Origin of the sequence: Mycobacterium malmoense (assembly GCF_019645855.1) — a bacterium.
Classification (GTDB): Bacteria; Actinomycetota; Actinomycetes; order Mycobacteriales; family Mycobacteriaceae; genus Mycobacterium; species Mycobacterium malmoense.
Map to the genome: position 1 here is coordinate 4,051,540 of NZ_CP080999.1, position 22,046 is coordinate 4,073,585.

Here is a 22,046-nt window from a genome sequence, read left to right on the forward strand (position 1 = left end):
AGGCGGTCGCGTTCGGCGTGTCGTCTCCCTGGATGCACAGCGGGCGCCGAGCATTACCAGCCGCGGCGGCGCGGCGCCGAACCGATCAATTCGTGCTTATCCGCCACGTCGCGGCTGCGGTAGACGATGTAGGGCCGAAACAGGTAGGCGATCGGCGCGCTGAACGCGTGCACCAGCCGGGTGAACGGCCACAGCGCAAACAGCGCGAGGGCGATCACCACGTGGATCTGGTAGTAGAACGCGGCGTGGGCCATCAGGTCCCCCCGCGGATCGAGAATCCAGATCGACCGGAACCAGACCGACACTTTTTGCCGGTAGTCGTGCAGCTCGCCAAAGTGCGTGGCGCCCGCCAGCGTGCAGCACATCCCCGCCACCAACGCGCACACCAGCACCAGGTACATCAGCTTGTCGTTGCGGGTGGTGGCCAAAAAGACCGGTGCATGCGTGCGCCGCCGGTAGATCAGCAACCCGATGCCAATCAGGGTGGCAAAACCGGCGGGCACGCCGAGCAGCAAAGCCTGCAGGTGATAAAGGTGATCGCTCAGCCCGACCGCCCGGGTCCACGATTCCGGAACGAGCAGACCCGTGACGTGGCCCATGATGACCGCCAGGCTGCCGAAGTGGAACAGCGGGCTGCCAATCGACAGCAACTTCGACTCGTAGATCTGCGACGAACGCGTGGTCCAGCCGAACTTGTCGTAGCGGTACCGCCACCAGGTGCCGACGGCCGCGACCGCCAGCACGACGTAAGGCACGTCGTCCCAGAAGATCTCGACCAATTTCATGTGGACCAACGTCAGCCTCCCCCGGTGCGCCTCGGTGGGACGGTCAAGGTAAAGGGTTGCAGCCCAACGGATTCTGTGGGAGGACCGGCTTCCAAAAGATGGCGAGCGAGCCGCTCCGCCCGGCGCACGTCCTGGTCGGTCGCGGCCGGCAGCGTGGCGCAGACCGCCGCGATTGCGTGTTCGTAGGGCGACTTGGCGTCCGCCAGGGCGGCCCGCAGCACGTCGATCGGAACCCGGTGCTCCACCAGCAGGCGGCGCCCGGCCACGGGGTCGACGGTGGCGGCGAATTCGAGCACGACGGGCAGGTGATCCGGCGCCTCGGCCCGGGGCGGTTCGACGCCCGCGTCCCGGTAGGTGGTGGCGAACCTCAGCATCTCCCGACCGCGGTTGCGGGTGTCCCCGGCCGTCCAGTAGGTCAGGTACATCGTGGTGCGCCGGCGCATGTCGAAGATCTCGACGTAGCCTGTCGCCGCGGCCATCGGCTCGAGGGCGCGCAAGGCGGCGACCGTCTCGCCGAGCAGCGCCGCCGCGGGTTCGCCGATGTGGCCCAGCAGCTCGTCGACGATGTCCAGCCGATCAGCCAGGCCGCCCGGCCCGTCCTCGGGGTAGGCCAGCAGTAGCGATGCCGCTTGCCACACCAGTCGGTCCCGCATCGTCTTGGTGCTCGCACGTTCCCACGCGAGGGGCAGCAGCCTCATCTCTTCACCGAGTCTGACTCCGGGAACAGCCCCGCGGGTACGCCGTTGCCGTCCCAGTTGAGCAGGTTGACCCGGGAGCGACGATGCCCGCGGGCCCGCCCCGGAAGATCGCCGCCGCTTTCTGTGGTCTCGCCGCGCTGACGTTGCTTCAGCGCATGGAACGTCTCCACGGCGACAGGCATCGGGGTCCCGCTGCCCTCGCCGAACGGACCGGATTCGTACATTCCGGGCCCGCCCTCGCCCGACAACGAGCACCCCATTTCGTCCAGGTCACGGGCCTGGGGGGCGAAGGCGGTCGGAATAACATACCGCTCTTCGTATTTCGCGATCGCCAACAGCCGGTACATGGCGTAGATCTGTTCTTCGGTCATCCCGACGGCGTTCGGTATGTGGGGCCGGGTCTCCCGTCCGAGATTGATGTCGCGCATGTACGAGCGCATCGCCGCCAGGCGTCGCAACACATTCTCGACGACGCGTGTGTCGCCCGCGGTGAACAATTCGGCCAGGTATTGCATCGGGATGCGCAGCGCCTCCAGCGCGCCGAACAGGTTGCCCAGGTCCTCGCCGTCGTGTCCGTCGCGGCTGACCGCGTCGACCACCGGCGACAGCGGCGGGATGTACCAGACCATCGGCATGGTCCGGTACTCCGGGTGCAACGGCAGCGCCACCTTGTACTCGTTGATCAGCGCGTACACCGGGGAGCGCTGCGCGGCCTCGATCCACTCGTCGGAGATCCCTTCCGCACGCGCGCCGGCGACGACCGCGGGGTCGTTGGGATCCAACAGGATCCGGCGCTGCGCCTCGTAGAGGTCCGTGTCGTTTTCCACCGACGCCGCCTCCAACACCCGGTCGACGTCATAGAGCACCAGCCCGAGATAGCGCAGCCGCCCCACGCAGGTCTCCGAGCAGATGGTCGGCAGGCCGACCTCCATCCGCGGGTAGCACAACGTGCACTTCTCGGCCTTGCCGGTCTTGTGGTTGAAATACACCTTCTTGTAAGGGCATCCGGACACACACATCCGCCAGCCGCGGCAGCGGTCCTGGTCGACCAACACGATGCCGTCCTCGCTGCGCTTGTACATCGCCCCCGATGGGCACGAGGCCACGCACGAGGGGTTGAGGCAGTGCTCGCAAATCCGCGGCAGGTAGAACATGAAGGTCTCTTCGAGCTTGAGCTTGACGCTCTTATTGACGTCACTGACCTTCTTCAAGATCGGGTCCTCCGCCAGGATCTCCGGCGACCCGGCCAGGTTGTCGTCCCAGTTCGGTCCCCACGACACCTTCATCGGCTTGCCGCTGATCAGGCTTCTCGGCGCCGCCGTCGGGAAGGTGTCACCCGCCGGTGCCGTGGTCAGGTTTTCGTAGTCGTAGGTCCACGGCTCGTAGTACTCATCGATGGTGGGCAGCTTGGGGTTGGCGAAAATCCGCAGCAGCTTGCGGACGCGGCCGCCGTCGCGCAGCCGCAGCCGGCCCTTCTTGTCGCGAATCCAGCCGCCGCGCCAGCGCTCTTGGTCCTCGTAGGTGCGCGGATAGCCTTGGCCCGGACGGGTTTCCACGTTGTTGAACCACACGTACTCGGTGCCGGAGCGATTGGTCCAGGCCTGCTTGCACGTCACCGAACACGTATGGCAGCCGATGCATTTGTCGAGGTTCATCACCATCGCCAACTGCGCCATTACTTTCATCGTCTCGCTCCGCAAGCGTCGCTCGGGCCCTTCATCGTCAGTACCGCACTTCCTGACTGCGACGGCGCACCATGGTCACCTCGTCGCGTTGGTTGCCGGTCGGGCCCATGTAGTTGAACGCGAACGAATGCTGGGCGTAGCCGCCGGCGAGGTGGCTGGGCTTGATACGCACCCGGGTCAGCGCGTTGTGGTTGCCGCCGCGCTTGTCGTTGGTCTCGGTGCGCGGGGTGTCCACGGTACGTTCCTGGACATGGTAGACAAACACCACACCGTCGGGCATGCGGTGCGAGACGATCGCCCGGCACACGTAGATGCCGTTGGCGTTGACGGCTTCGACCCAATCGTTATCGCGCACTTTGATTTTCGCTGCGTCGCCGGGGCTCATCCACATCGTCGGACCGCCACGGGACAGCGACAGCATGTACAGGTTGTCCTGGTAGGTGGAGTGAAACGACCACTTCGAGTGCGGGGTGAGGTAGCGCACGGTGAGCCCGATTCCGTCGTACCCCAGCGGGGGCTGGCCGAACAGCCGCGTCATGTCCAGCGGCGGACGGAAGACCGGCAGGTGCTCGCCGAGCTCCTCGACCCAATCGTGGGCCAGGTAAAAGTGCATCCGTCCGGTGAGCGTGTGGAACGGTTTGAGGTGCTCGATGTTGATGGTGAACGGCGCGTAGCGGCGTCCGCCCGTTTCGCTGCCCGACCATTCCGGGCTGGTGATCACCGGGACCGGGCGCGCCTGGGTGTCGGCGTAGGTGATGCGGCGTTCCTCGCTGCCCTCGGCAAGATGCGCCAGCCGCTGACCCGTGCGCTTCTCCAGCTCACGGAAGCCCTCGACCGCGAGCCGGCCGTTGGTCGTTCCGGACAGCAACAGCAGTACGTCGGCCATCCGCGCGGCGGTGGTGATGGCCGGACGGCCCGCCGCCACACCGGATTTCAGCACCCCGAACTTGGCGGCCAATTCCTCGACCTCCCGGAACGGATGCACCGTGACGCCCTTGGTGGTCACCCCGAACGTGTCGACGAGCGGCCCCAGGGTCAGCCACTTGTCGTAGACGGCGGTGTAATCGCGTTCCACCACGGTCAGTTTGGGCATCGTCCGCCCCGGCACCGGGGTGGCGCCCTCGTGCAGCCAGTCTTGTTCGGTACCGTCGGGATAGGCCATTGCGTCCGGGGTGTCGTGCTGCAGCGCGGTGAGCACCACGTCGCTGCGGGTGCCCAGGTGGCTCTTGGCCATGGCGCTGAAGGCGCGGGCGACGGCGCCGAAAGCGTCGAAGTCCGAACGGGTTTCCCAGGGCGGGTCGGTGGCGGCGCTGAACGCGTGCACGTACGGGTGCATGTCGGTGCTGGACAGGTCCGCCTTCTCGTACCAGGTGGCGGCCGGCAGCACCACGTCGGACACCAACGTCGTCGAGGTTTGCCGGAAGTCGATCGACATCATCAAGTCGAGCTTGCCTTCCGGAATGTCGCCTTCGCACGTCACGTCGACGGGCCGTATCCCATCCTCCGGCGGCTCGGCCTGCACGTTGGAGTCGGTGCCCAGCAGATGACGCAAAAAATACTCGCCGCCCTTGCCCGACGAACCAATCAGGTTGGCCCGCCACACGGTAAGCACCCGCGGCCAGTTGGCGGGATCGTCGGGATCGGTCACTGCGAGCTTGAGTTTGCGCTGGCCGAGCTGCTCGGCGACGTACTCGGCGATGTCGCGGTCGGCGGCGCGCGCCTCGTCGGCGACCTCCAGGCTGGATCGGTCGAACTGCGGATAGAACGGGCTCCAACCCATCGCCACCGAGGAGGCCAGCAGGTCCATCGTGTGCTTGCCCGCAAACCTGCCCCGGCCCACCGGGCTGGCCAATTTGTCGGCCCCGTAGCCGTCATAGCGCCATTGGTCGGTGTGCGCGTACCAGTACGAGGCGCCCGGCACCTGCCGCGGCGGGCGCACCCAATCGGTGGCCATCGCCATCGTCTGGAACCCGGTGAGCGGACGCACCTTCTCCTGCCCGACGTAGTGCGCCCACCCGCCGCCGTTGCGGCCCATCGACCCGGTCAACATCAGCAGCGCCAGCACCGCCCGGTAGATCGCGTCGCCGTGGAACCACTGGCAGATCCCGCTGCCCATGATGATCATCGACCGGCCGCCGGATTCCTCTGCGCTGCGGGCGAATTCCCTGGCGACGCGGATGGCCTGCGCGGCCGACACCCCGGTGATCGACTCCTGCCATGCCGGCGTGTTCTGCTGCGTCGGATCGTCGTAGCCGGTGGGCCATTCGCCGGGCAGCCCCGGCCGCGCCACCGAGTACTGGGCGAGCATCAGGTCGAACACCGTGCACACCAGGTGTTTACCCACATGGCGAACCGGCACGCCGCGCGCCACCGTGCGGCCTTCGCCGTTCACCGTGTCGAAGCTGGGCAGGTGCACGAGCGCCGTGTCGGTCGCGTGGGCCTCCCGCACGCTGAGCGCCGGCGTCACGTTACCGAGATCGAGGTTCCACTTTCCGACGCCGTCCTCGCCGTATCGGAATCCCAGTGAACCGTGGGGCACCACAACGGAATCGGTGACCTCGTCTAATACCGCCGGCTTGAGCGCCGCATTCTCGACCGCCTCACCGATGTCGGCCGCCGTGAGGTTCTTGCCCGGCACCAGCATGTCGCCGCGCTTTTCGAGCTTGATCAGAAACGGCAGGTCGGTGTAGCGGCGCGCGAAGTCGACGAAAAACGGAACTTGCTTGTGCACATAGCATTCCGCGAGGATCACGTGGCCCATCGCCATGGCCAGCGCCCCGTCGGTACCGGCGGCGCACGGCATCCACTCGTCGGCGAACTTGGTGTTGTCGGCGTAGTCGGGGCTGACGGTCACCACCTTGGTGCCGCGGTAGCGGGCCTCCGCCATCCAGTGCGCGTCGGGGGTTCGGGTGATCGGGACGTTGGAGCCCCACATCATCAGGTACGCCGCGTCCCACCAGTCCCCGGACTCGGGCACGTCGGTCTGGTCGCCGAACACCTGCGGTGAGGCCACCGGCAGGTCGGCGTACCAGTCGTAGAACGAGGTCATGACCCCGCCGATCAGCTCGAAGAACCGCGATCCGGCGGCATACGACACCATCGACATCGCCGGGATCGGGGAGAAGCCGGCGACCCGGTCCGGGCCGTAAGTCTTGATGGTGTGCACGTGGGCCGCCGCGATCAGTTCGGTGGCTTCGGCCCAGCTGACCCGGACGAGCCCGCCCTTGCCGCGGGCCTGCTGATAGCGGCGACGGCGCCGCGGATCGGCCTGGATGTCGGCCCACGCCAGCACGGGGTCACCCAGCCGCGCTTTGGCTTCGCGGTACATCTCGATCAGCACGCCCCGGGCGTACGGATAGCGCACCCGGGTGGGCGAGTAGCTATACCAGGAGAACGACGCGCCTCGCGGGCAGCCGCGCGGCTCGTATTCGGGCCGGTCCGGGCCCACCGACGGATAGTCGGTCTGCTGCGTTTCCCAGGTGATGATCCCGTCCTTGACGTAGATCTTCCACGAACACGATCCGGTGCAGTTGACCCCGTGCGTGGACCGGACCACCTTGTCGTGGCTCCACCGGTCGCGATAGAACACGTCGCCCTCGCGGCCGCCCTGCCGGGTGACGGTGCGCAGGTCGGCTGAGAACTCGCCGGGGGTGAAGAAGCGCCCGCTGCGCTCCAGTAACTCCTCGAGCGGTCCACCAATATGAGGTGTGACAGTCAAGGGGCAAGCCTCCTACTCCGTAGCGTCGCGCCCGATGGCCGGGCCGTGTGTTCGACCCCAGTTGCGTTGTGTTCGAGAGTTTTTGGCTGCGCAGCGATCCGATCGGCGCGGGATCACCATCGGCACCCCCGCGGCCCGTGCGCAGGGCGGCAATAGACCACCAGCATAGGTCGCGGGCGCGGGGCCTACCACATTCGCCGCGCACGGCCTGTTGGCGACGGCCCGTCTGGTCAAGGTGGGGGCTTCCGCATGCAGATGCCCCGAGCCGCGGCGTGGAGACCGTGACCGCGCCGTGCGCACAACCATGGGTATCGCTACCGGCATGCAAATCCAGGTTTAGGGTTCATGAGACTGGTATATACAAGTTTGACTGTAGTAACCTTCAGCCCGCCTGTACGTCGGCTGGATAGGGACTGTGGACTCGTCGGGAGCTCGCTCAAAGCGCCCGAGTCAGGTCCTCCAGCCAGCCACGATCGGCGGGCACCCAGTCGACGTCGCGCAGCTCGGCCGCCGTCGCCCAGCGCAGCGCCCGGTGGTCACGCGGGCGTGGCTCACCGTGAATCAGCCGCACGCGATACGCCCGCAGCGTCGTCGCGTCGTCCAGCGGAATGTCGTCGCCAAGCCGATCGCCGACCGCGACGTCGCCAACCTCGAGGCCCAGCTCCTCGGCGAGCTCGCGGGCCAGCGCGTCGCGCTCGGTTTCGCCGGGCGCGACCTTGCCGCCGGGCAGTTCCCAGCGGCCGGCCAGCTCGGGCGGCCGGACACGTTGCGCCACCAAGACCCTGGAGCCGGAGATGATCGCTGCGGCGACGACGACCTGGGTCGGCATGGCCAGTGACGGTATACCGTCGGGGTATGGCTGTGTTATTTGGCGGCCAACGGTGTACCTCACCTGCCAAAACGCAGCAAACCGGCTGCCGGTGTAGCCGCTGTTATTCGCAACTAACTCATCCCGAACGGGCTATCGAAGAGATCGCCCCGGTGACTAGGCGCCGACGTGGTCAAGGTCGGCGCAGCTTCGACTCAGACAATTTAGACATTCAATTCCAACGGGAAGAGCGCATAAGGGCGCGCGATGCCCGCGTCTCCTCCTACCATTACCGCAATAAACAGTATGAGTGGCGTGGGGGAGCAAGCATGAGGGTCTCTGAACTCTATGAGCTGGGCGTCTCCCAACCATCACTCGAATTCCTAGACGTCGACATCAACACTGACACCAAAGTTTTTGTTGACCCTCATGCCTTCCGATACCTCGACACCGACTGGGCGCTTGGATGCGTTGCACTCTTGCAGGATTTCTACAACGAGCTTCTTCGCGCCGTACAAACAGAGAATTATCTGCGTGGGGAATACCTGCTCGGGCAACTCAACGAACCAAATGAAGCGCATCTCGGACTCTCGAGGCGAGAAGCTAGAGGGAAGGGCGTGGGAACCACGCTCGCCGAGGAAATATTCGATGCGCTTCTTTCTAGCGAAGCGGTAACTTCAGGCATTGTCGAGGATATCGAGGAAACTCTTTTATTTGTTGACGGAATCGGCCACGACCGAGTTTCCGACATGACAATAAATATCGTCCGTTGCCCGCTCATCGAATTCACCCAGAGTATGTGTGACCTGTACGGTATCCCAACGGTCCCAGGCCTCAACTCGGGTCCCATGTGGAACCGAATGACGCACTCATGGGAAGCGGTACATGTAACGATGCCGATGCCGAGCGGCAAGTTATTGCTGGTGCCCAAAGCCGTCGTGCGCAAGACGGGAACGTTCGACCCGGGCGAGTATTTGACACACTTCGTCCTCCCGTACCTTCAGGACAGGGAGCTCGCTAATCCGCATTCAGCACTTGTGAGGGAGAGGCGGTCGAAACGGCTGCGGGGCCAACGGTATGTCACCAAGAAGTCCATACGCCAGCGCGACGGCCAAAGGATCAAACCGTGGAACACGGAGGTCACGCATCAGAATCCCGAGATCATGCAGAGATACCGCGCCTCGCGGGCAGCGAGGAGCGAGCCGCCAAGTCACAATGAAATTGCGAACGCGACTGGGACTCCCCCGCCCAATTGGGATGAACTGCTGAACAATGTTTTGAGTATCGCATCCGGTAGAGATGACGCCGATAATTATCACTACGCAATTCAGCACCTTTTAACCGCCCTATTTTACCCCGCTCTTGATGTTCCCCAACGCGAGTTCAAAATTCACCAAGGACGTAAGCGAATCGACATCGTCTACGCAAATGTCGCAGCTACCGGATTCTTTCACTGGGTAAATAAGGTAGCTAACGTACCAGCAAGCTCTGTTGTCGTCGAATGCAAGAATTACACGGGTGCGCTATCGAATCCAGAGTTTGACCAGTTAACCGGAAGGTTCTCGCCGAGACGGGGAAGGTTGGGCCTGTTGTGCTACCGGGGGTTCGGCGACAATAAAACGAGTGTCGTCAGACATTGCCGTGATGCAGCATTGGACGATCGTGGATTTGTCATACCAATTGACGATCAGGACCTTGGCGTCCTGGTTGAGTCCCGAAAAAACGGCGAGGAAACCATCTTTGAATACTTGTACTCCCGCTACCAGGAACTGATTTAGAAGTTGATGGTGAGGTTACAGCGCTCGCCGGTAGCGGCCAGGCCGTCCCTAGCCCTTACGCCGGAACACTGTCCGTACGTTGTGGTTGTCGTAGGTGACTGTGACCGGCCTCTCCCCCTCAATCGGAGACAAGACGAAAGCGCGCTTACCCAGCGGCTTCTCCCAGTCCGGCTGATTTTCACCGGCATCGATAATCCGGGTGATCTGGAGCCAGGGGTAGTTCCCGCCGATGCATACGACATCCCCCAGGCGCAACTCCCTGGGGTAGACCTCCTCAACAGGCCACGGCGCTTCAGCAGGCGTGTACTCGGCCACGGGGCTAACGGTAGTCGCCTACTGGGCTCGCCGGTCGCGACCCTTGCCGAGTCCTCCGGCCAGGATGCGCTGCATCGCCTTCTGCACTCCGGCTGCCGTCATGTCCAGCTCCCTGGCGATGCGCCGGTAGCTGATGCCACGGCGTCTGGCTTCGTAAATCCACTTGTCTCGCTCAAGGGCGGTCATATCCTGGCGCATTCCGCCATTCTCCAGACCAATAGCAGGAATACAAGTAAGCACACCGTGCAGACCTAAGCCCACCTGACCAGGGGGTTGCCCGTAGGGGCAGCCCCTTTTTTGTGCTTACGTCAACTGGGTACGGCGGCCTCAACGCTCCGGTGAGGGAGCGGGTGCCGGGCCGGACTTTGACTTGGCCTACCCCCCTTTGAGTCTGCCGGTCACCTCTGTGGCGCTGCGCCGCCGCCACACCAGCCCCCGGCTGAAACCTCACCAGCGTGGCCGTATGCGGCCCTACGACGGCAGCCACTAGGTACCACACGGAGGGCGAGACGGCTTCCTGAGACCTCCAGAATTGGGGTCAACCCATCCTGGAAAACCCTTGTGAGCAGGCCATATGTACATATGCTTATGTGTAGCGGCCAGGGAATAAGCCCGCCGCAGAGCCCAAAAAGGAGATAGCAATGTCGAACCCACAGCCCACCGCAGCGCCAGTTGCCAACCTGGCCCTGGCACGCAAGGAGCAAGCGGCGGCGCGCAAGACGCCAGCGAAGAAAGGACCGGCCAAAGCGCCCGCCAAGCTGGCAGAGAAAAAGGCGGAGAAGAAAGCGGAAGGCACCGTTTATGTGTACGAATCCGGACCTTCTCGTGCTGGTCTGGTCAACAAGCGCAGTTTTCCGCACCAGGTTTCGGTGGCCGCAGATGTACAGGACCCACAGCACACGTCAAGGCGCTGGCAGCAAGGCGTGATCACCCGATTTTTCGTCAATGAGAAGTCGGCGCAGCGGTATAAGGAGCGCCTGGAGTCCGAGGGTTGCAACGTGCAGCTGCTGCCGGTCCGCCTTGTCAGCAAGGAGGCGTGACCATGCTTGTGGCAGCCGCCACCCAACGGGTCCTATGGCAGGGACGTAGTGGTACCGACGTCTACACGGTGATCGAGTGGCAATACGACGGCCAGACCAGCTGGGAATGCTTTGTTGCACAGGGCGGCAGACCCACGTCGCTAGGCCGGCACGGGGACATCGTGGATTGCCTGTTGCAGCTAGGCCAGCACCGGATTGGGAACGGCAATGCGTGAGTTTCGACGGAGGCCAACGGCAGCCACGGGTAATGACCGGTGGCCCAAGGATTCTGAGACGCCAGACTACATACCGGACAATTACGGCGATCATCACGGTGACGACTGGGACGAGGAGAACGGCAACTAGGGACCGGCAGAACCGAGCAGCCCACAACGGCGACTCGGTTCGTGCCATGAGGCTAATCCTTAGCGCGCTATTGAATGCCGGCCGTCGGTTAGGTAAGCATGAGTCGTCCGGGAAAGGAGACGCCGATGACCGCCGTCTACATCGAGGGTCGCCCCAAGGGGTACCAGGGCCATCCTGACCATTACGTGGTCGAGGACCGCGCCGATAACATCCTTTCTCAACACAAGCGACAGGATGAAGCTATTCGTTGGGCGCGGAACAGGGGCTACTCTCCGATCCACATCGCCCACGTCCGCCACACCGATAAAGGTAATCCCGATCACTGGCGGCCCGCCTAGAAGCGATTAGCGATGCGCCTTTGCGCCGGGACTCCCGCTCTAGCTAAGTGTTAAGTCGGTCGGCGCCATAAGTGTTAACTGCCCCGAAGCCATTCGTGCCGGATCCCAACGGTAAGTGTTAAGTCCAGCGGCGGCTTCTTAACGCTTAGACCGTGGGTTGGGTACTCAGGTGTCGTATCGGCCCGCGAATGGCGCGGCTGGCGATGACGATGGCGTCGAAGATGACTTCTTCCTCGGGAGTGAAGTCCTTGCGCTTTTCCTGCTTCATCGTGGCCCGCAGCAGTTCGAACTCGTTCATCAGGTGATCCCGGATATCCAAAAGGCGCTGGAGGGTGTCAGGTTGGCTCATGTCTCTCCCCTTGGTACGGCGCGGGCGCGGCCACCAGGTGGTTGGAGCTGGCGCTTCCATCACCAGCTCCACTGATGTCCGTGCTACCGCGCCGCCCTTGCTCAGCGTGTTGTCCGGTCCCCGACGACGATCCTGACCTGCAAATCATTTTCGCTTCTCAAAACACCGGAACATCACTGAGCAAGCTTGGTGGTGCAGGACCGCAGCCTGGACTGGGACTGCGGGGCTCGTGAATCCAGTTACCGCGAAACCCTTCATGAGCGAGCCATACGGCGTGGCCGCTTCTTGACCTCACCAGTCGGCTCTCCTGCACCAGGTCTTGTAGAGGGCGCACCCGACAGGATGGCGGGCTGCACCACGATGTCGCCCCAGCCGCCCCACCGATACGCGCGTAGGGCGTGGCTACTGACCAACTCGAAGACCTGCTCGGTGGTGATGTTCATGCGCTTGGCGCATTCCTCCACCGAGACGTAATCGTCTCCGTACGGGTCAATCGGCTTGGAGAACGGCATTAGGAACTGGCCAGACTGCATACGGCGAATGCCTGGGGCCGCAGAACGCCAATGCCATAACGGCCTTCACCACGCAGAACGTAACTGTTGGTGGAGAATTCGGCTTCGCCGTAAATGTTCATCAGCAAAACGAAATCTTCGCGGACGAAAATCTTGATCTGATTCCAGTCCGCCACAATGCCGGTGCCCTGCGGAACGCTCGGGGAGATGACGCGCTTGATCTGGTCGCTGGGACCGAAGAAGTTGTCGCTGCTGCCGTAGCCCGCCGTGTTGGGGTGCTGGAAGCCTGAACTCAGCAATCCGCCTGATGCTCCCCAACGGGTCAGGTCGATGGCCTCAGCGTCAGCGGGGTGCAACGCGATGGCGGTTGGATTCTCACCGAGCAGTTGCAACTGCGTCTGTGCGTGACGCAACGTGGTCAGCGCGTCGGTATCGAAGGCCACCGTGGTCAGGCCACTGGTGTTCAACAGTCCCAACATGTTTTCGCCGGAGCCGGAACCGCTAATGATCTGGCTCTCCAGCGCAGCGAGAACGCCTTCGTACATTTCTCGGACCAGCCACGATTGCAGTTCCGGCACATCCTGCAAATAGCGATACGGCACGGGCTGGCTCAGGTGCGCGATGACCCGGCACCGATCCTGGTGTGCTTCTAACGTGAAGACACTTGTGGGCTTGGTGGCCAGGTCCCGCAACGGGCGCAGCGTTATTCGTCCGGGCGACTTGCTGGTAGTACTCAAAGGCATTGCTCTGCTCAGCCACCACGCGATTGACCAACAAATCAATCAGGCGGACTGGCCACGGCGTTTCGACGACGTAGGGCAAAATCATGCTCGGCACGTCGATGGAGCCGGTGACCACCGCACGCTGTTCACCAAAGGTGCGAGTGATGCGATGCGCCGCTTCAGATGCCCACTGCCGCGAGAACGTCTGGGCGTCCATCCCGCGCCGCTGCGTACCGTCCATCATCGGGTGGCCAGCACCCATCCGGCGCAGGTCGTCCTTGGCGCTGGCGACGCGCTCGGTCAGCGACTTGACGTCAGCGTCCAGCTTTTCGAACCTGCGCTGCTCGCGGGTATCCAGCTCCTCGCGGCTCGTTGCACGGATACGGTCAAGCATCCGGCGCTGCTCACGCTTCAAGGAGTCGCGCTGGCCAACAAGGCTGTCGATCCACGCGCGCTGGTCATCAAAGGTGGTCATAAAGAGCCCTTTTCGAGGTGTAGCGAACTACGCGCACCGGAACGGCGCACGTTGGCAGATGAAATTGGGCTCATCCCGAGCGGCTGCAAACCGTTAGCGGCGCATCCACGCCTGGGCTTGCAGCGTCAGCATATCGCGGTCCACTGACGGGTCAAAGACCTAGCACGTCCACGTTAAACATTGCGGCTCTTGAGGTTTGACTCATTTGTCATCATCCGCGTCATCCATCACGGGTGGGCCGGAGACCTCCGACCACTTGGGCAGGCCCGCCACCCACCACTGCTCAAACGCTGGCGGCGTGACCAACTGATGCGTGATAGCCGAAAAAAGTGCTCGGTCGCGTGCCGTCTGAAGATCGGGTGCGTTGATGGCGAGGTCCATCTCGAAGGATTCTTCGTCTGGGCAGTCAGTCATATTGCGCTCCTTTGTAATCCGTAGCGGTATCCGTAAAGATTCGCGCTCATTCGGTTTCTCCCCGGCTGGCCGGTACTACCTACCGCGTACCAGGTTCTGTCCGGCCAGCGGCCAATGTGGCGGACGCAATGGCCGCTGGCAGGCTTGGCGTACGGCTGCGCCAGCGGCCCTCGTCCAGCCAAACGACCGTGTGAGTCTTTCTGCACCAGCGTGAGCCGCAGCCGAGCCGGTCGCCGCGTCTCGCGGCCTCTTCGGCTTCGGCCAATATCGGAAAGACCACCACAGTCTCCTCGGCCTCACCCTGCCGCATGCACACCACGGCGGCGCGGCATGAGGAGAGATTCGTGCGTGGGGCCTGCTCCTCGCGCAGCTCGCCTGACTGCCGCAGGATTGCGGTCACGCGCCATGTCGAAAGGCCAACCAGTTGCGCGACGGCGTCGATGGTATGGCCAGCGAGAAACAATCTGCCGACCTCGACGTGTCTCGCCCATCTCTCCTCGGTGCCGCTCAATGCTGGTCCAGCTCGGCCAACTTGGAGGCGACGGCGATAGCTCTTTTCCGTGCGCATGGCGCGCACAACGAGCCGCCGCCTCGAATGGCTGGCGCACCGCATTCACAACGGGTTCGCTTGTCGCACATCAGCCGGTGCGGTTCGCCATCGAGAACGCCGCACCGATTGCAACGCTCGGGTTTCTTCGCGGTCATGTTGCTTTCCTCCTTCCTAGCCTTGCCTGCTGTTCGGCAATGACATCGCGCAAGCGTTGGTCTTCCGCGATGTGTCGGCATTCCAGGCAGCGGCCCACGCGGCGCGAGTCGGCTAGCCACAACGTTGCGCCGCAGCCCTGACATTCGTAGGCGGTCATAAGTACTGCTCCTCGTATTCGGCATTGGCCTCGGCCTGTTGCGCGCGCTCGCATGGCTTACACAGGTTCGGGTGCCAAGCTTGGCGTCCCGGACCTTGAGCTTCACGTTCCCGGCACACCTCACACAGCTCAAAGTCGGGGGGAGACTGTCTGTTTCGGCTGTCCTCTTCGCTTGGCGCCGTACCCCCCTTCCCTAAGCCTGTCCTGTCCTGTCCCTTTCGTCAGACGATTCGTCAGACGACTCGCTTGACGGGTTGCCTTTGGGGCGAACGGGTCTCGCCTTGCCTTTGGCGCGGTTCTTCTTGTTGGCGAGCGACTGGCGCGCAATCTGGTCACGGGGTCCGTTGGTAGCCAAGGTGGTGAATGACTTGGTAATGCTCGCCGTGGTCTTCCCACCACCCGACCGACACCAACTCGTCGGCTGCCTCGGGATGATGCGCCCAGCGGCGCATCTCATCCTTGGCCAGTTGGCCATCGGTCAACATTCGGTTTGACCACAACAGCCCCTCGGTGTGCAGCCGGAAAGCCGCGTCGGTCAATGTCCAGCATTCGTCGCTGAATTCGTCACCCAGCTTCGTCCACGTCACGGGCCGTATTTCCCTTCGTGTTGCCCCGGCCCGTGTCGTACGGCTGTCGTAGACTTGCTGGGTCATCTGGTGTCATGAGCACTGAAACCGCCGCCTCGTCCAGGGCGGCGGTTTCGTCTTGTATGGGGCTAGGCAACATCGCCGTCCCGGCTGGCTTCTTCACGCAAGCGCCCAGCCTCGGCCACGAGTCGGTCGGCCTTCTTCAGCCTGCGGGCGCGGAGGGCCTTGCGGCTGAGCTGCTTCATGTAGGCCCTTTTGGCGCTTTCACCACGCTGCCGCCGTTCTTCCGCTGGCAATTCATGGTTCGGATCAAATCTGTCGGCGTGCCATTCCCAGCTGGCCGGTGAGGCCTGCTGCGGCACTGCCATTCGCGCCTGGCGATTCTGAGTGTTGGCCCACGATGTATGGCCGCCGATCGATCCAATTAGCCGAAGCTCGGCCTGTGTTAGACCCGAACAGCCAGACAGTATTCCGTTCTGATCCCCGTCTGGGGTTGTTGCCATAGCAGTAAACCTTTCGCGCACGCGAGAACGACAAATGGCTGTGCTGCTGCCATGTCTCCTCCGTCCATGCGCGAAAACGCTTACTCAGCGACTTCAGCAGGCCCGGCGCGAGTTGCGCCGCTACCTAACGGTACACCGGCCCTACCGGTATTCCTGGTATTCCGAGTCCGAATATTGTTGTGCTGTAATGCTATTCCGTAGCGCGCTGTGGTATCTATATGTCTCCAAGGCTTAATCGCCGCGCTTCGGCTACTGCGCGCTCAGCCTTCGTATGTGCCCCGTACCTGTCCAACTGCGTCCTGTCCTGCCAGCCCGCTATAGCCATCAGCGAAGTCTCAGTACCTCCGGCCATTAGCCACCGCGCCGCTGCCGTATGGCGTAGTTGATGAGGGTGAAGGTGTCCAATACCCGCCTCTTGAGCACGTTCGCGGAGCGTCATCCGTACGCCTGCCGCACTCAGAGACAAGTAGGTACGCGCGCCCAACCACAATGCCTTCGAGTCGGCGAACTTGTGAACACGCCGCGCCCGCAGGTACCGGTCTAAACTCCGCGCCGTCTGCGCACCAAATGGCGCAACGCGGCCACGCCCGTTCTTCGCCCGGCGGATCATTACCAGACCCCGGGCCATGTCAACGTCGTCCGTCGTCAGAGCAACGCACTCCCCCACCCGCATGGCCGACTCAACAAGCAACCTCACGAGTGCCTCGTCGCGCCTGCAACGCAGGCTAGTCCCCTGACATGCCTGGATGAGCGCTTTGATCTGCTCGTCGGTGAGGATAGGAGTGATCGGTATGGGTGCCTTGGGAGCGTTCAGTCCAAGTAAGGGGTCGATCGGGATCTCATGTTCATTGGCGAGCCATTTGGTGAATTGCCGGATGCCAGCCAGCCGGGCCCCCACCGTCGTCGCCGCAGCCCCGTTCTCCAGCATTTCCGCCATCCAGGCCTGCACCAGCCTGCGATCAATTCCAGGCGGATGGCCGTTTGTTTCAAGCCACCTGAGGTATACGCCAATGCTGGACAGGTAGATCTTTTTCGTAGCGCGCGACCGATTAAGGGCGGCGAGCTCAAATCTCGAAAGAGACTACGAGAGAACGAATGTCGAGTTGCTTAAGGGGGGTAATGCGCGCGGTGTTGGCCATAGTGTTAACCGTAACCAATACCCGTGTACCCCTGCCACCCTACGGCAAATAGGCGTAAAGTGGCAGGTAGCAACGTATTTGGAATAGAGAAAGGTTACGAGTTATGGCTGTGTTAACGGATGAGGAAGTAGACGCCGCACTGCCCGAGCTCAACGGATGGGAGCGCGTTGACGGCACCCTGCGCCGGTCGATCAAGTTTCCGACGTTTTTGGACGGCATCGACGCCGTGCGCCGGGTGGCCGAGCACGCCGAGAGCAAGGATCATCACCCGGATATCGATATCCGTTGGCGGACGGTGACTTTCGCGCTGGTGACGCATTCCGCGGGCGGCATCACCCAAAACGACATCGCGATGGCGCGCGATATCGACGGGATCGTTGGCGGCTAACCGTCCGCCGTGCGTCGGCCGGTGGCGGCAATCCAGATCAACGTCGCCACCGCCGCGACGATGTAGACCAGCCCGGCCCAGGCGAGATACCACGGCCGGCTTATTTGCCAGATGCTCGGTTGAGCGAAGCTCAACAACCACGGCACGCCGATGATGGTGAGCGCCAACCAGCCCCAGCCCACCCCTTGGGCGCCGGGGCGATCGCGCGGTGGCCCGTGAATCGCCCAGATCATCAGCGGCACCAGCCACACCCAGTGGTGGGTCCACGAAATCGGTGAGAGCAGCAGCCCGAACACCTCGACGACCAGCAGCTTGCCGAGCCGATCGGACCCGTCCAGTGCCCGCCAGGCCAGCAAGGCCAGCACCGCCGTGACGGCGATGGCGGCCAAGACCGGCGGACCGTCGCCGGCGTCATGGCCCAGGATCCGGGAGATGCCGCCGCGCCAGGATTGATTGAACGAGGTGGCGATTGGCCCGACCCGGTGCGCGTCGCCGAGCAGGTCGAAGAAGTAGTAGCGGGTCTGGTCGCCGACGATCAAGGCCGACAGGCCGACGGTGGCGAGGAAGACGACCGCCGAAAACACCGCCGCGGCCCACCGCCGAACGCCGACGAGATAGACGCCGGCAACGGCGGGCGTCAACTTGATTCCGGCGGCCACCCCGACCAGCAGGCCCGACAGCCACCACCGCGTCGTGTAGACCGCCCACAGCACCCCCAGCATGAGCAACACGTTGACCTGCCCGTAGTCGAACGTGCTGCGCAGCGGCTCGATCCAGACGGTGATCGCCGTCCACAACATCGCGACGCGGTGACCCGCGCCGGCCGGCACGCCGATCAAGCGCTGGCTGATCCGAACCGCGCCGTACAACGCGGCCATCGTCGCGAGCTGCCATAGGAAGGCAACCAGGCCGAACGGCAACAGGTGCAGCGGGTAGAAGACAACGGCCGCGAACGGCGGATACGTGAACGGCAGCGGGAAGTCCGGCGTCTGGTCGGCGTACACGTAGCTGTACAGGGTGCCGGGATGGTCGAGGGCGGCGGCGCCGCCAAGGTAAACGTGCAGGTCGACGAAGTTTGCGCCGTGGGGCGTTAGGTACGTCCAGGCGAGTCGCGCGGCGACGCTCACGATCAACAGCGCCGGGGCGGCCGCCTGGAGCGCACTCGCCAGCCGCCGCGTGAGGGGCGCCGCCGGGGCGGTCGGGATGGTGTCTATCCGCCCGACTTTAGCGAGCGGGCGCCCGGTCACCGCCGTCACTCGTATCCGTAACGATCGAATAAATGCCACACGTGTCACTTGAGTCACATCAGTATCAAAGTAACTTCGGCGCAGGACCTGTCATCGATAACCAGGGAGAGTCATGCCAACCATCTGGACTTACTTGCGTGCAACCGCCGTCGTGGTCGGTTCGTCCGCAGCGCTACTGACGGGCGGAATCGCCCACGCCGACCCCGTGCCGGCTCCACCCGTGCCGAACATTCCGCAACAGCTGATCAGTTCGGCGGCCAACGCGCCACAAATCCTGCAAAACCTCGCTACCGCCCTCGGCGCGACGCCCCCGGCGGCACCGGCCACCCCCGGCATCAGCTTCCCGGGGGTCCCCTCGGCCACCGCGCCGGCGTCGTCTCCGGCGGCGATTCCCTCGATTCCGGGGCTCACCCAGCCCGCGCCCGCGTCGGCCCCGGCGGCGACGCCGACCATCCCCGGGCTCACGTCGATCCCCGGGCTGACATCGCCGGCACCGGCGGCACCCACCGCCCCGGCCGCCCCTTCGATTCCGGGGCTGTCCGGCATCCCGGGGCTATCGGCGCCCGCGGCTCCCGCCGCTCCGGCCGTCCCCCAGATCCCGCAGGCGAAGGTGAACATGCCGGCGCTGCCGTCCAGCCTGCCGGTCAATATGCCCGGGCAGCTGACGTTTCCGCAGGATCTGACGGCACTGGCCGCGGGGCAGGCGCCGGCTCCGGCGGCACCGGCGCCGGCCAGCCCCGCCGGACCGGTGGCGCCGCTGCTCGCGGCCCTGCCGTGAGCGGCCTGTTAGACGCCTAATCCACTACCAACGACCGGAGGACATCGTGGCAACCACTTGGAATCTGTCCAAAGGTTTGGCCGCTGTCGTCACGGCGTCGGCTGCCGCGTTCGGGGTCTGCCCGAGCGCGGCGGCCGACCCGGCGGCACCGCAACCGACACCGCAGCCGAGCTCCGCCCAACAGCTTCCGGGCCTGCCGGCGCTCTCGCAGCTGAGCCCGATCATTCAGCAGGCGGCCAGCGATCCCACGCAGGCGACACAGCTGCTGATGGCCGCCGCTCAAGCTTTCACCCACAATTCGACGGCGCCCAACGAGTCAAAAAACGTTGCCGCGTCGGTGAATCAGTTCGTGCAGGAGCCGGGCGCGCCGGTTCCCGGCGCACCCGCCGGTGTCGCCGCCCCCGACGCCGCCCCGGCGGCGCACGTCCCGGCGGTCGGCATCGAGCCCGGCCTACAGTCGCACCTGCCGCCGGGTATCGATCCGGCGCGCGCTGCGGGTCCCGGGCCCGTTGCAGCGGCCCCTTTGGCGGCCGCTCCTTCGGCGGCCCCTTCGGCCGCGGTGCCAGGCACCGCCGAGCCCGTCGCGGCACCCGCGCCGGCTCCTGAACCGGCGGCGGCTCCTGAACCGGCCCCTGCTCCGGCTGCGGCGGCGGCCCCGAATTTCGGCCCGGACGCCCCGCCCACGCAGGACTTCATGTATCCCTCGATAGGCACCAATTGCCTTGCGGACGGAAGCAGTTCGATCGCGACGGCGCTATCGGTGGCGGGACCGGCGAAGATTCCGGCGCCCGGGCCGGGGCCCAGCCAAACCGCCTACGTGTTCACCGCCGTCGGCACCCCGGGACCCGCCGAGGTGCAGAAGCTGCCGTTGAACGTCACCTGGGTGAACCTGACCACGGGCAAGTCCGGAACCGCCACGCTCAAGCCGCGATCCGACATCAATGCCGATGGGCCGACGACGTTGACGGCAATCGTCGACACCGGCTCGGGCAGCATCATGTCGACCATCTTCGGGCAGGTCACCACCAAGGAAAAGCAGTGCCAGTTCATGCCCACGATCGGCTCCACGGTGGTGCCTTAGACCCTTCGGCGCGAGCGTGCGCAGTTGTACGCCCGTGACGGCGTGTCACCGTACAAACACGCACCTTCGCGGCCGGGCCCCGGCTAGTAGGCCGGGGGGCCCGGCTAGTAGGCCATGAACAGGATCGCGTCGCGGTCGTACTCCAGGCCCGGGTGAACGCTGGTCAGATGAGCCTGGGTCAGTTCGACCAGTTCGTCCTCGTCCTTGCCGACGATGGCTTCGCCGCAGGGACACGTTATGTGTGTCTTCACGTTGCCGCCCTTTCCTTCGCTGCTGCCTTCATCTGCTTCTTGTGTGATCGCACCTGTCCAAGCGAACGGGCGTCCACGATATCGGCGACGGACATGTGCGTGCCGGGTTTGCCGAACTCCCCGGCCGCCGCCCTCCAGCCCGTCGGCGTCACGCCGTACTGCTTGCCGAGCAACGCCAGGAAGATCTGCGCCTTCTGCTCGCCGAAACCGGGCAGCCCCTTGAGTCGCCGCAGCAGTTCCTTCCCGTCGGGCTCGCCGGCCGTCCACAACCCGGCCGCATCGCCGTCGTAGCGGTCCACGATGATCTGCGCCAGGGCCTGGACGCGCTTGGCCATCGATCCCGGAAAGCGGTGTATCGCAGGCTTTTCCAAGCACAACGCGGCGAACTTGTCCGGGTCGTGGTCGGCGATCTGGCCGGCGTCGAAGCCACCCATCCGATCGGCGATCTTCTTCGGTCCCGCGAAGGCCGTCTCCATGGGCACTTGCTGGTCGAGCAGCATGCCCACCAGCAACGCGAACGGGTTGTCGTCCAGCAGCGCGTCGGCGGCCGGATCCTGGGCAAGCTGCAGCCTCGGCACCCACACAGTCTAGATCCGCCCCGAAAGCACCGCGTTGAGGGCGTCGACGCAGATCCCCCGGAGCTCGTCGCGCGTGAAACTCTCGTCGGCGAGCCACTGCACACACAGCACCCGGACAAACGCCAACCAACTGATCACAATAGCAGAAAGCCGTTGGCGCGCACGGTAATCCGAAGTGGCGGCCTCGGTGATTCGGTCACGCAGCGCCGCAAGCTCCGCATTGATGATGCCCTGCACAACCGGGTCGGAGGCCAAAGTCTGGTTGGCTGCCAGCACGGTGTTGCGGTTGGCCAGAAAGTAGTCGAAGTGGGCGTCAAGTCCGGCGGCGATCTGGGCTTGAAGCGGAGCGCCGGGGTCGAAGCGAATGCCGTCGAGCAGCCGGTCGGCCGCGCGCCGGTACACGGACGCAAACAACGCGAGCTTGCCCGGGAAGTACCGGTACAGCAGCGCACGCGAGATGCCGGCCTCCTCGGCGACGGCATCCATGGCGACGTACTCGTACGGCCGTTCGGCGAAGACCCGTTCCGCCGCGTCCACAACGTGTTCGCGGCGCCGTTGCGGTGCGAGTCGACGTTGGCTGGCCATCCGCGAATTTTACTTGATAATCAACAACTTTCGCGCTAAGTTGACAATAATCTACTTAGCGGTC

Annotated in this window: 25 protein-coding genes and 1 pseudogene; 8 read left to right on the plus strand and 18 right to left on the minus strand. The window is 64.2% G+C overall.

Annotation, left to right across the window (positions count from 1 at the left end; all coding sequences use genetic code 11):
* Nucleotides 1–53: 53 nt before the first annotated feature.
* The 5 genes from narI to K3U93_RS18510 form a co-directional block, all read right to left on the minus strand.
* Nucleotides 54–785 (minus strand): respiratory nitrate reductase subunit gamma, encoded by a 732-nt coding sequence (narI, locus tag K3U93_RS18490; RefSeq protein ID WP_083010767.1) that lies wholly within the window; start codon nucleotides 783–785, stop codon nucleotides 54–56.
* 11 nt (nucleotides 786–796) lie between these two features.
* Entirely contained in the window at nucleotides 797–1,483 is a 687-nt protein-coding gene (gene narJ / locus K3U93_RS18495) for a nitrate reductase molybdenum cofactor assembly chaperone (RefSeq protein WP_083010768.1), read from the minus strand.
* On the minus strand, nucleotides 1,480–3,168 hold the full coding sequence (narH, locus tag K3U93_RS18500) for a nitrate reductase subunit beta (RefSeq protein WP_083010769.1): 1,689 nt from the start codon (nucleotides 3,166–3,168) through the stop codon (nucleotides 1,480–1,482). Before narH ends, narJ begins: the two co-directional genes overlap by 4 nt.
* A 37-nt stretch (nucleotides 3,169–3,205) precedes the next feature.
* The gene (locus tag K3U93_RS18505; protein ID WP_083010770.1) at nucleotides 3,206–6,886 is read right to left on the minus strand and encodes a nitrate reductase subunit alpha; all 3,681 of its coding nucleotides are present in this window, start codon (nucleotides 6,884–6,886) and stop codon (nucleotides 3,206–3,208) included.
* Nucleotides 6,887–7,322: 436 nt separating this feature from the next.
* Nucleotides 7,323–7,715, minus strand: a complete 393-nt coding sequence (locus K3U93_RS18510; protein WP_083010771.1) for a (deoxy)nucleoside triphosphate pyrophosphohydrolase — start codon at nucleotides 7,713–7,715, stop codon at nucleotides 7,323–7,325.
* A gap of 308 nt (nucleotides 7,716–8,023) precedes the next feature.
* Here K3U93_RS18510 and K3U93_RS18515 point away from each other — a divergent pair, with 308 nt between their 5' ends.
* The gene (locus K3U93_RS18515; RefSeq protein ID WP_139796980.1) at nucleotides 8,024–9,472 is read left to right on the plus strand and encodes a DUF8370 family protein; all 1,449 of its coding nucleotides are present in this window, start codon (nucleotides 8,024–8,026) and stop codon (nucleotides 9,470–9,472) included.
* A gap of 48 nt (nucleotides 9,473–9,520) precedes the next feature.
* Here the strand turns inward: K3U93_RS18515 and K3U93_RS18520 are convergent, their stop codons facing one another.
* The gene (locus tag K3U93_RS18520) at nucleotides 9,521–9,787 is read right to left on the minus strand and encodes a hypothetical protein (RefSeq protein WP_071508821.1); all 267 of its coding nucleotides are present in this window, start codon (nucleotides 9,785–9,787) and stop codon (nucleotides 9,521–9,523) included.
* 18 nt (nucleotides 9,788–9,805) lie between these two features.
* The gene (locus K3U93_RS18525; RefSeq protein WP_071508822.1) at nucleotides 9,806–9,985 is read right to left on the minus strand and encodes a hypothetical protein; all 180 of its coding nucleotides are present in this window, start codon (nucleotides 9,983–9,985) and stop codon (nucleotides 9,806–9,808) included.
* Between the two features lie 443 nt (nucleotides 9,986–10,428).
* Here K3U93_RS18525 and K3U93_RS18530 point away from each other — a divergent pair, with 443 nt between their 5' ends.
* The 3 genes from K3U93_RS18530 to K3U93_RS18540 all read left to right on the plus strand — a co-directional run bounded on the left by K3U93_RS18530 (nucleotide 10,429) and on the right by K3U93_RS18540 (nucleotide 11,510).
* Nucleotides 10,429–10,827, plus strand: coding sequence for a hypothetical protein (locus tag K3U93_RS18530; RefSeq protein ID WP_071508823.1), 399 nt, complete (start codon nucleotides 10,429–10,431; stop codon nucleotides 10,825–10,827).
* A 2-nt stretch (nucleotides 10,828–10,829) separates the two neighbouring features.
* On the plus strand, nucleotides 10,830–11,042 hold the full coding sequence (locus tag K3U93_RS18535) for a hypothetical protein (protein ID WP_071508824.1): 213 nt from the start codon (nucleotides 10,830–10,832) through the stop codon (nucleotides 11,040–11,042).
* Nucleotides 11,043–11,297: 255 nt separating this feature from the next.
* On the plus strand, nucleotides 11,298–11,510 hold the full coding sequence (locus K3U93_RS18540) for a hypothetical protein (RefSeq protein WP_083010772.1): 213 nt from the start codon (nucleotides 11,298–11,300) through the stop codon (nucleotides 11,508–11,510).
* A 145-nt stretch (nucleotides 11,511–11,655) separates the two neighbouring features.
* Here the strand turns inward: K3U93_RS18540 and K3U93_RS18545 are convergent, their stop codons facing one another.
* On the minus strand, nucleotides 11,656–11,859 hold the full coding sequence (locus K3U93_RS18545; RefSeq protein ID WP_139796981.1) for a hypothetical protein: 204 nt from the start codon (nucleotides 11,857–11,859) through the stop codon (nucleotides 11,656–11,658).
* A 511-nt stretch (nucleotides 11,860–12,370) separates the two neighbouring features.
* Nucleotides 12,371–13,063, minus strand: a complete 693-nt coding sequence (locus K3U93_RS18550) for a phage major capsid family protein (protein WP_071508827.1) — start codon at nucleotides 13,061–13,063, stop codon at nucleotides 12,371–12,373.
* On the opposite strand from K3U93_RS18550, the gene K3U93_RS18555 reads away from it, so the two are divergent.
* Nucleotides 13,026–13,715, plus strand: a complete 690-nt coding sequence (locus K3U93_RS18555) for a hypothetical protein (protein ID WP_176219979.1) — start codon at nucleotides 13,026–13,028, stop codon at nucleotides 13,713–13,715. The genes K3U93_RS18550 and K3U93_RS18555 overlap by 38 nt on opposite strands.
* Nucleotides 13,716–13,769: 54 nt before the next feature.
* On the opposite strand, the gene K3U93_RS18560 is transcribed toward K3U93_RS18555, so the two are convergent.
* The 5 genes and pseudogenes from K3U93_RS18560 to K3U93_RS25300 form a co-directional block, all read right to left on the minus strand.
* Nucleotides 13,770–13,982 (minus strand): hypothetical protein, encoded by a 213-nt coding sequence (locus K3U93_RS18560; RefSeq protein WP_083010776.1) that lies wholly within the window; start codon nucleotides 13,980–13,982, stop codon nucleotides 13,770–13,772.
* Between the two features lie 1,195 nt (nucleotides 13,983–15,177).
* Nucleotides 15,178–15,432 (minus strand): hypothetical protein, encoded by a 255-nt coding sequence (locus K3U93_RS18565; protein WP_071508831.1) that lies wholly within the window; start codon nucleotides 15,430–15,432, stop codon nucleotides 15,178–15,180.
* 128 nt (nucleotides 15,433–15,560) lie between these two features.
* Nucleotides 15,561–15,800, minus strand: a complete 240-nt coding sequence (locus tag K3U93_RS18570; RefSeq protein WP_071508832.1) for a hypothetical protein — start codon at nucleotides 15,798–15,800, stop codon at nucleotides 15,561–15,563.
* Nucleotides 15,801–16,149: 349 nt separating this feature from the next.
* Nucleotides 16,150–16,812, minus strand: a complete 663-nt coding sequence (locus K3U93_RS18575) for a tyrosine-type recombinase/integrase (RefSeq protein ID WP_254893608.1) — start codon at nucleotides 16,810–16,812, stop codon at nucleotides 16,150–16,152.
* Nucleotides 16,792–16,974 (minus strand): annotated as a pseudogene (locus tag K3U93_RS25300) (site-specific integrase); the annotation flags it as partial. The pseudogene K3U93_RS25300 and the gene K3U93_RS18575, both read right to left, overlap by 21 nt.
* 203 nt (nucleotides 16,975–17,177) lie before the next feature.
* On the opposite strand from K3U93_RS25300, the gene K3U93_RS18585 reads away from it, so the two are divergent.
* A complete protein-coding gene (locus tag K3U93_RS18585) occupies nucleotides 17,178–17,462 on the plus strand; it encodes a 4a-hydroxytetrahydrobiopterin dehydratase (protein WP_083010778.1) in 285 nt (94 codons plus the stop codon).
* Here the strand turns inward: K3U93_RS18585 and K3U93_RS18590 are convergent.
* A complete protein-coding gene (locus K3U93_RS18590) occupies nucleotides 17,459–18,718 on the minus strand; it encodes a mannosyltransferase (protein WP_083010779.1) in 1,260 nt (419 codons plus the stop codon). The two genes, K3U93_RS18585 and K3U93_RS18590, sit on opposite strands and share 4 nt — an antisense overlap.
* A 103-nt stretch (nucleotides 18,719–18,821) precedes the next feature.
* Here K3U93_RS18590 and K3U93_RS18595 point away from each other — a divergent pair, with 103 nt between their 5' ends.
* Complete coding sequence (locus K3U93_RS18595; protein WP_083010780.1) at nucleotides 18,822–19,487, plus strand: hypothetical protein; 666 nt, start codon at nucleotides 18,822–18,824, stop codon at nucleotides 19,485–19,487.
* 46 nt (nucleotides 19,488–19,533) lie between these two features.
* Nucleotides 19,534–20,568 carry an Rv1157c family protein gene (locus tag K3U93_RS18600; RefSeq protein WP_083010781.1) on the plus strand — a complete coding sequence of 345 codons (1,035 nt, stop codon included), beginning with the start codon at nucleotides 19,534–19,536 and terminating at the stop codon, nucleotides 20,566–20,568.
* A gap of 104 nt (nucleotides 20,569–20,672) precedes the next feature.
* Here the strand turns inward: K3U93_RS18600 and K3U93_RS18605 are convergent, their stop codons facing one another.
* Genes K3U93_RS18605 through K3U93_RS18615 form a run of 3 tightly spaced genes read right to left on the minus strand, consistent with a single transcriptional unit; the run spans nucleotide 20,673 to nucleotide 21,982 of the window.
* The gene (locus tag K3U93_RS18605; protein ID WP_071510350.1) at nucleotides 20,673–20,819 is read right to left on the minus strand and encodes a DUF1059 domain-containing protein; all 147 of its coding nucleotides are present in this window, start codon (nucleotides 20,817–20,819) and stop codon (nucleotides 20,673–20,675) included.
* Nucleotides 20,816–21,397, minus strand: coding sequence for an HhH-GPD-type base excision DNA repair protein (locus tag K3U93_RS18610; protein WP_071510385.1), 582 nt, complete (start codon nucleotides 21,395–21,397; stop codon nucleotides 20,816–20,818). The genes K3U93_RS18605 and K3U93_RS18610 overlap by 4 nt, the downstream gene beginning before the upstream one ends.
* Before the next feature lie 9 nt (nucleotides 21,398–21,406).
* On the minus strand, nucleotides 21,407–21,982 hold the full coding sequence (locus tag K3U93_RS18615; RefSeq protein WP_083010782.1) for a TetR/AcrR family transcriptional regulator: 576 nt from the start codon (nucleotides 21,980–21,982) through the stop codon (nucleotides 21,407–21,409).
* Nucleotides 21,983–22,046 lie beyond the last annotated feature (64 nt).

Coding starts and splice junctions, on each gene's coding strand:
- narH (WP_083010769.1), bottom strand. CDS start 3,168: ATGAAAGTAATGGCGCAGTTGGCGATGGTGATGAACCTCGACAAATGC.
- K3U93_RS18530 (WP_071508823.1), top strand. CDS start 10,429: ATGTCGAACCCACAGCCCACCGCAGCGCCAGTTGCCAACCTGGCCCTG.
- K3U93_RS18545 (WP_139796981.1), bottom strand. CDS start 11,859: ATGAGCCAACCTGACACCCTCCAGCGCCTTTTGGATATCCGGGATCAC.
- K3U93_RS18535 (WP_071508824.1), top strand. CDS start 10,830: ATGCTTGTGGCAGCCGCCACCCAACGGGTCCTATGGCAGGGACGTAGT.
- K3U93_RS18570 (WP_071508832.1), bottom strand. CDS start 15,800: ATGGCAGTGCCGCAGCAGGCCTCACCGGCCAGCTGGGAATGGCACGCC.
- K3U93_RS18525 (WP_071508822.1), bottom strand. CDS start 9,985: ATGCGCCAGGATATGACCGCCCTTGAGCGAGACAAGTGGATTTACGAA.
- K3U93_RS18595 (WP_083010780.1), top strand. CDS start 18,822: ATGCCAACCATCTGGACTTACTTGCGTGCAACCGCCGTCGTGGTCGGT.
- K3U93_RS18510 (WP_083010771.1), bottom strand. CDS start 7,715: ATGCCGACCCAGGTCGTCGTCGCCGCAGCGATCATCTCCGGCTCCAGG.
- narI (WP_083010767.1), bottom strand. CDS start 785: ATGAAATTGGTCGAGATCTTCTGGGACGACGTGCCTTACGTCGTGCTG.
- K3U93_RS18615 (WP_083010782.1), bottom strand. CDS start 21,982: ATGGCCAGCCAACGTCGACTCGCACCGCAACGGCGCCGCGAACACGTT.
- narJ (WP_083010768.1), bottom strand. CDS start 1,483: ATGAGGCTGCTGCCCCTCGCGTGGGAACGTGCGAGCACCAAGACGATG.
- K3U93_RS18515 (WP_139796980.1), top strand. CDS start 8,024: ATGAGGGTCTCTGAACTCTATGAGCTGGGCGTCTCCCAACCATCACTC.
- K3U93_RS18585 (WP_083010778.1), top strand. CDS start 17,178: ATGGCTGTGTTAACGGATGAGGAAGTAGACGCCGCACTGCCCGAGCTC.
- K3U93_RS18540 (WP_083010772.1), top strand. CDS start 11,298: ATGACCGCCGTCTACATCGAGGGTCGCCCCAAGGGGTACCAGGGCCAT.
- K3U93_RS18560 (WP_083010776.1), bottom strand. CDS start 13,982: ATGACTGACTGCCCAGACGAAGAATCCTTCGAGATGGACCTCGCCATC.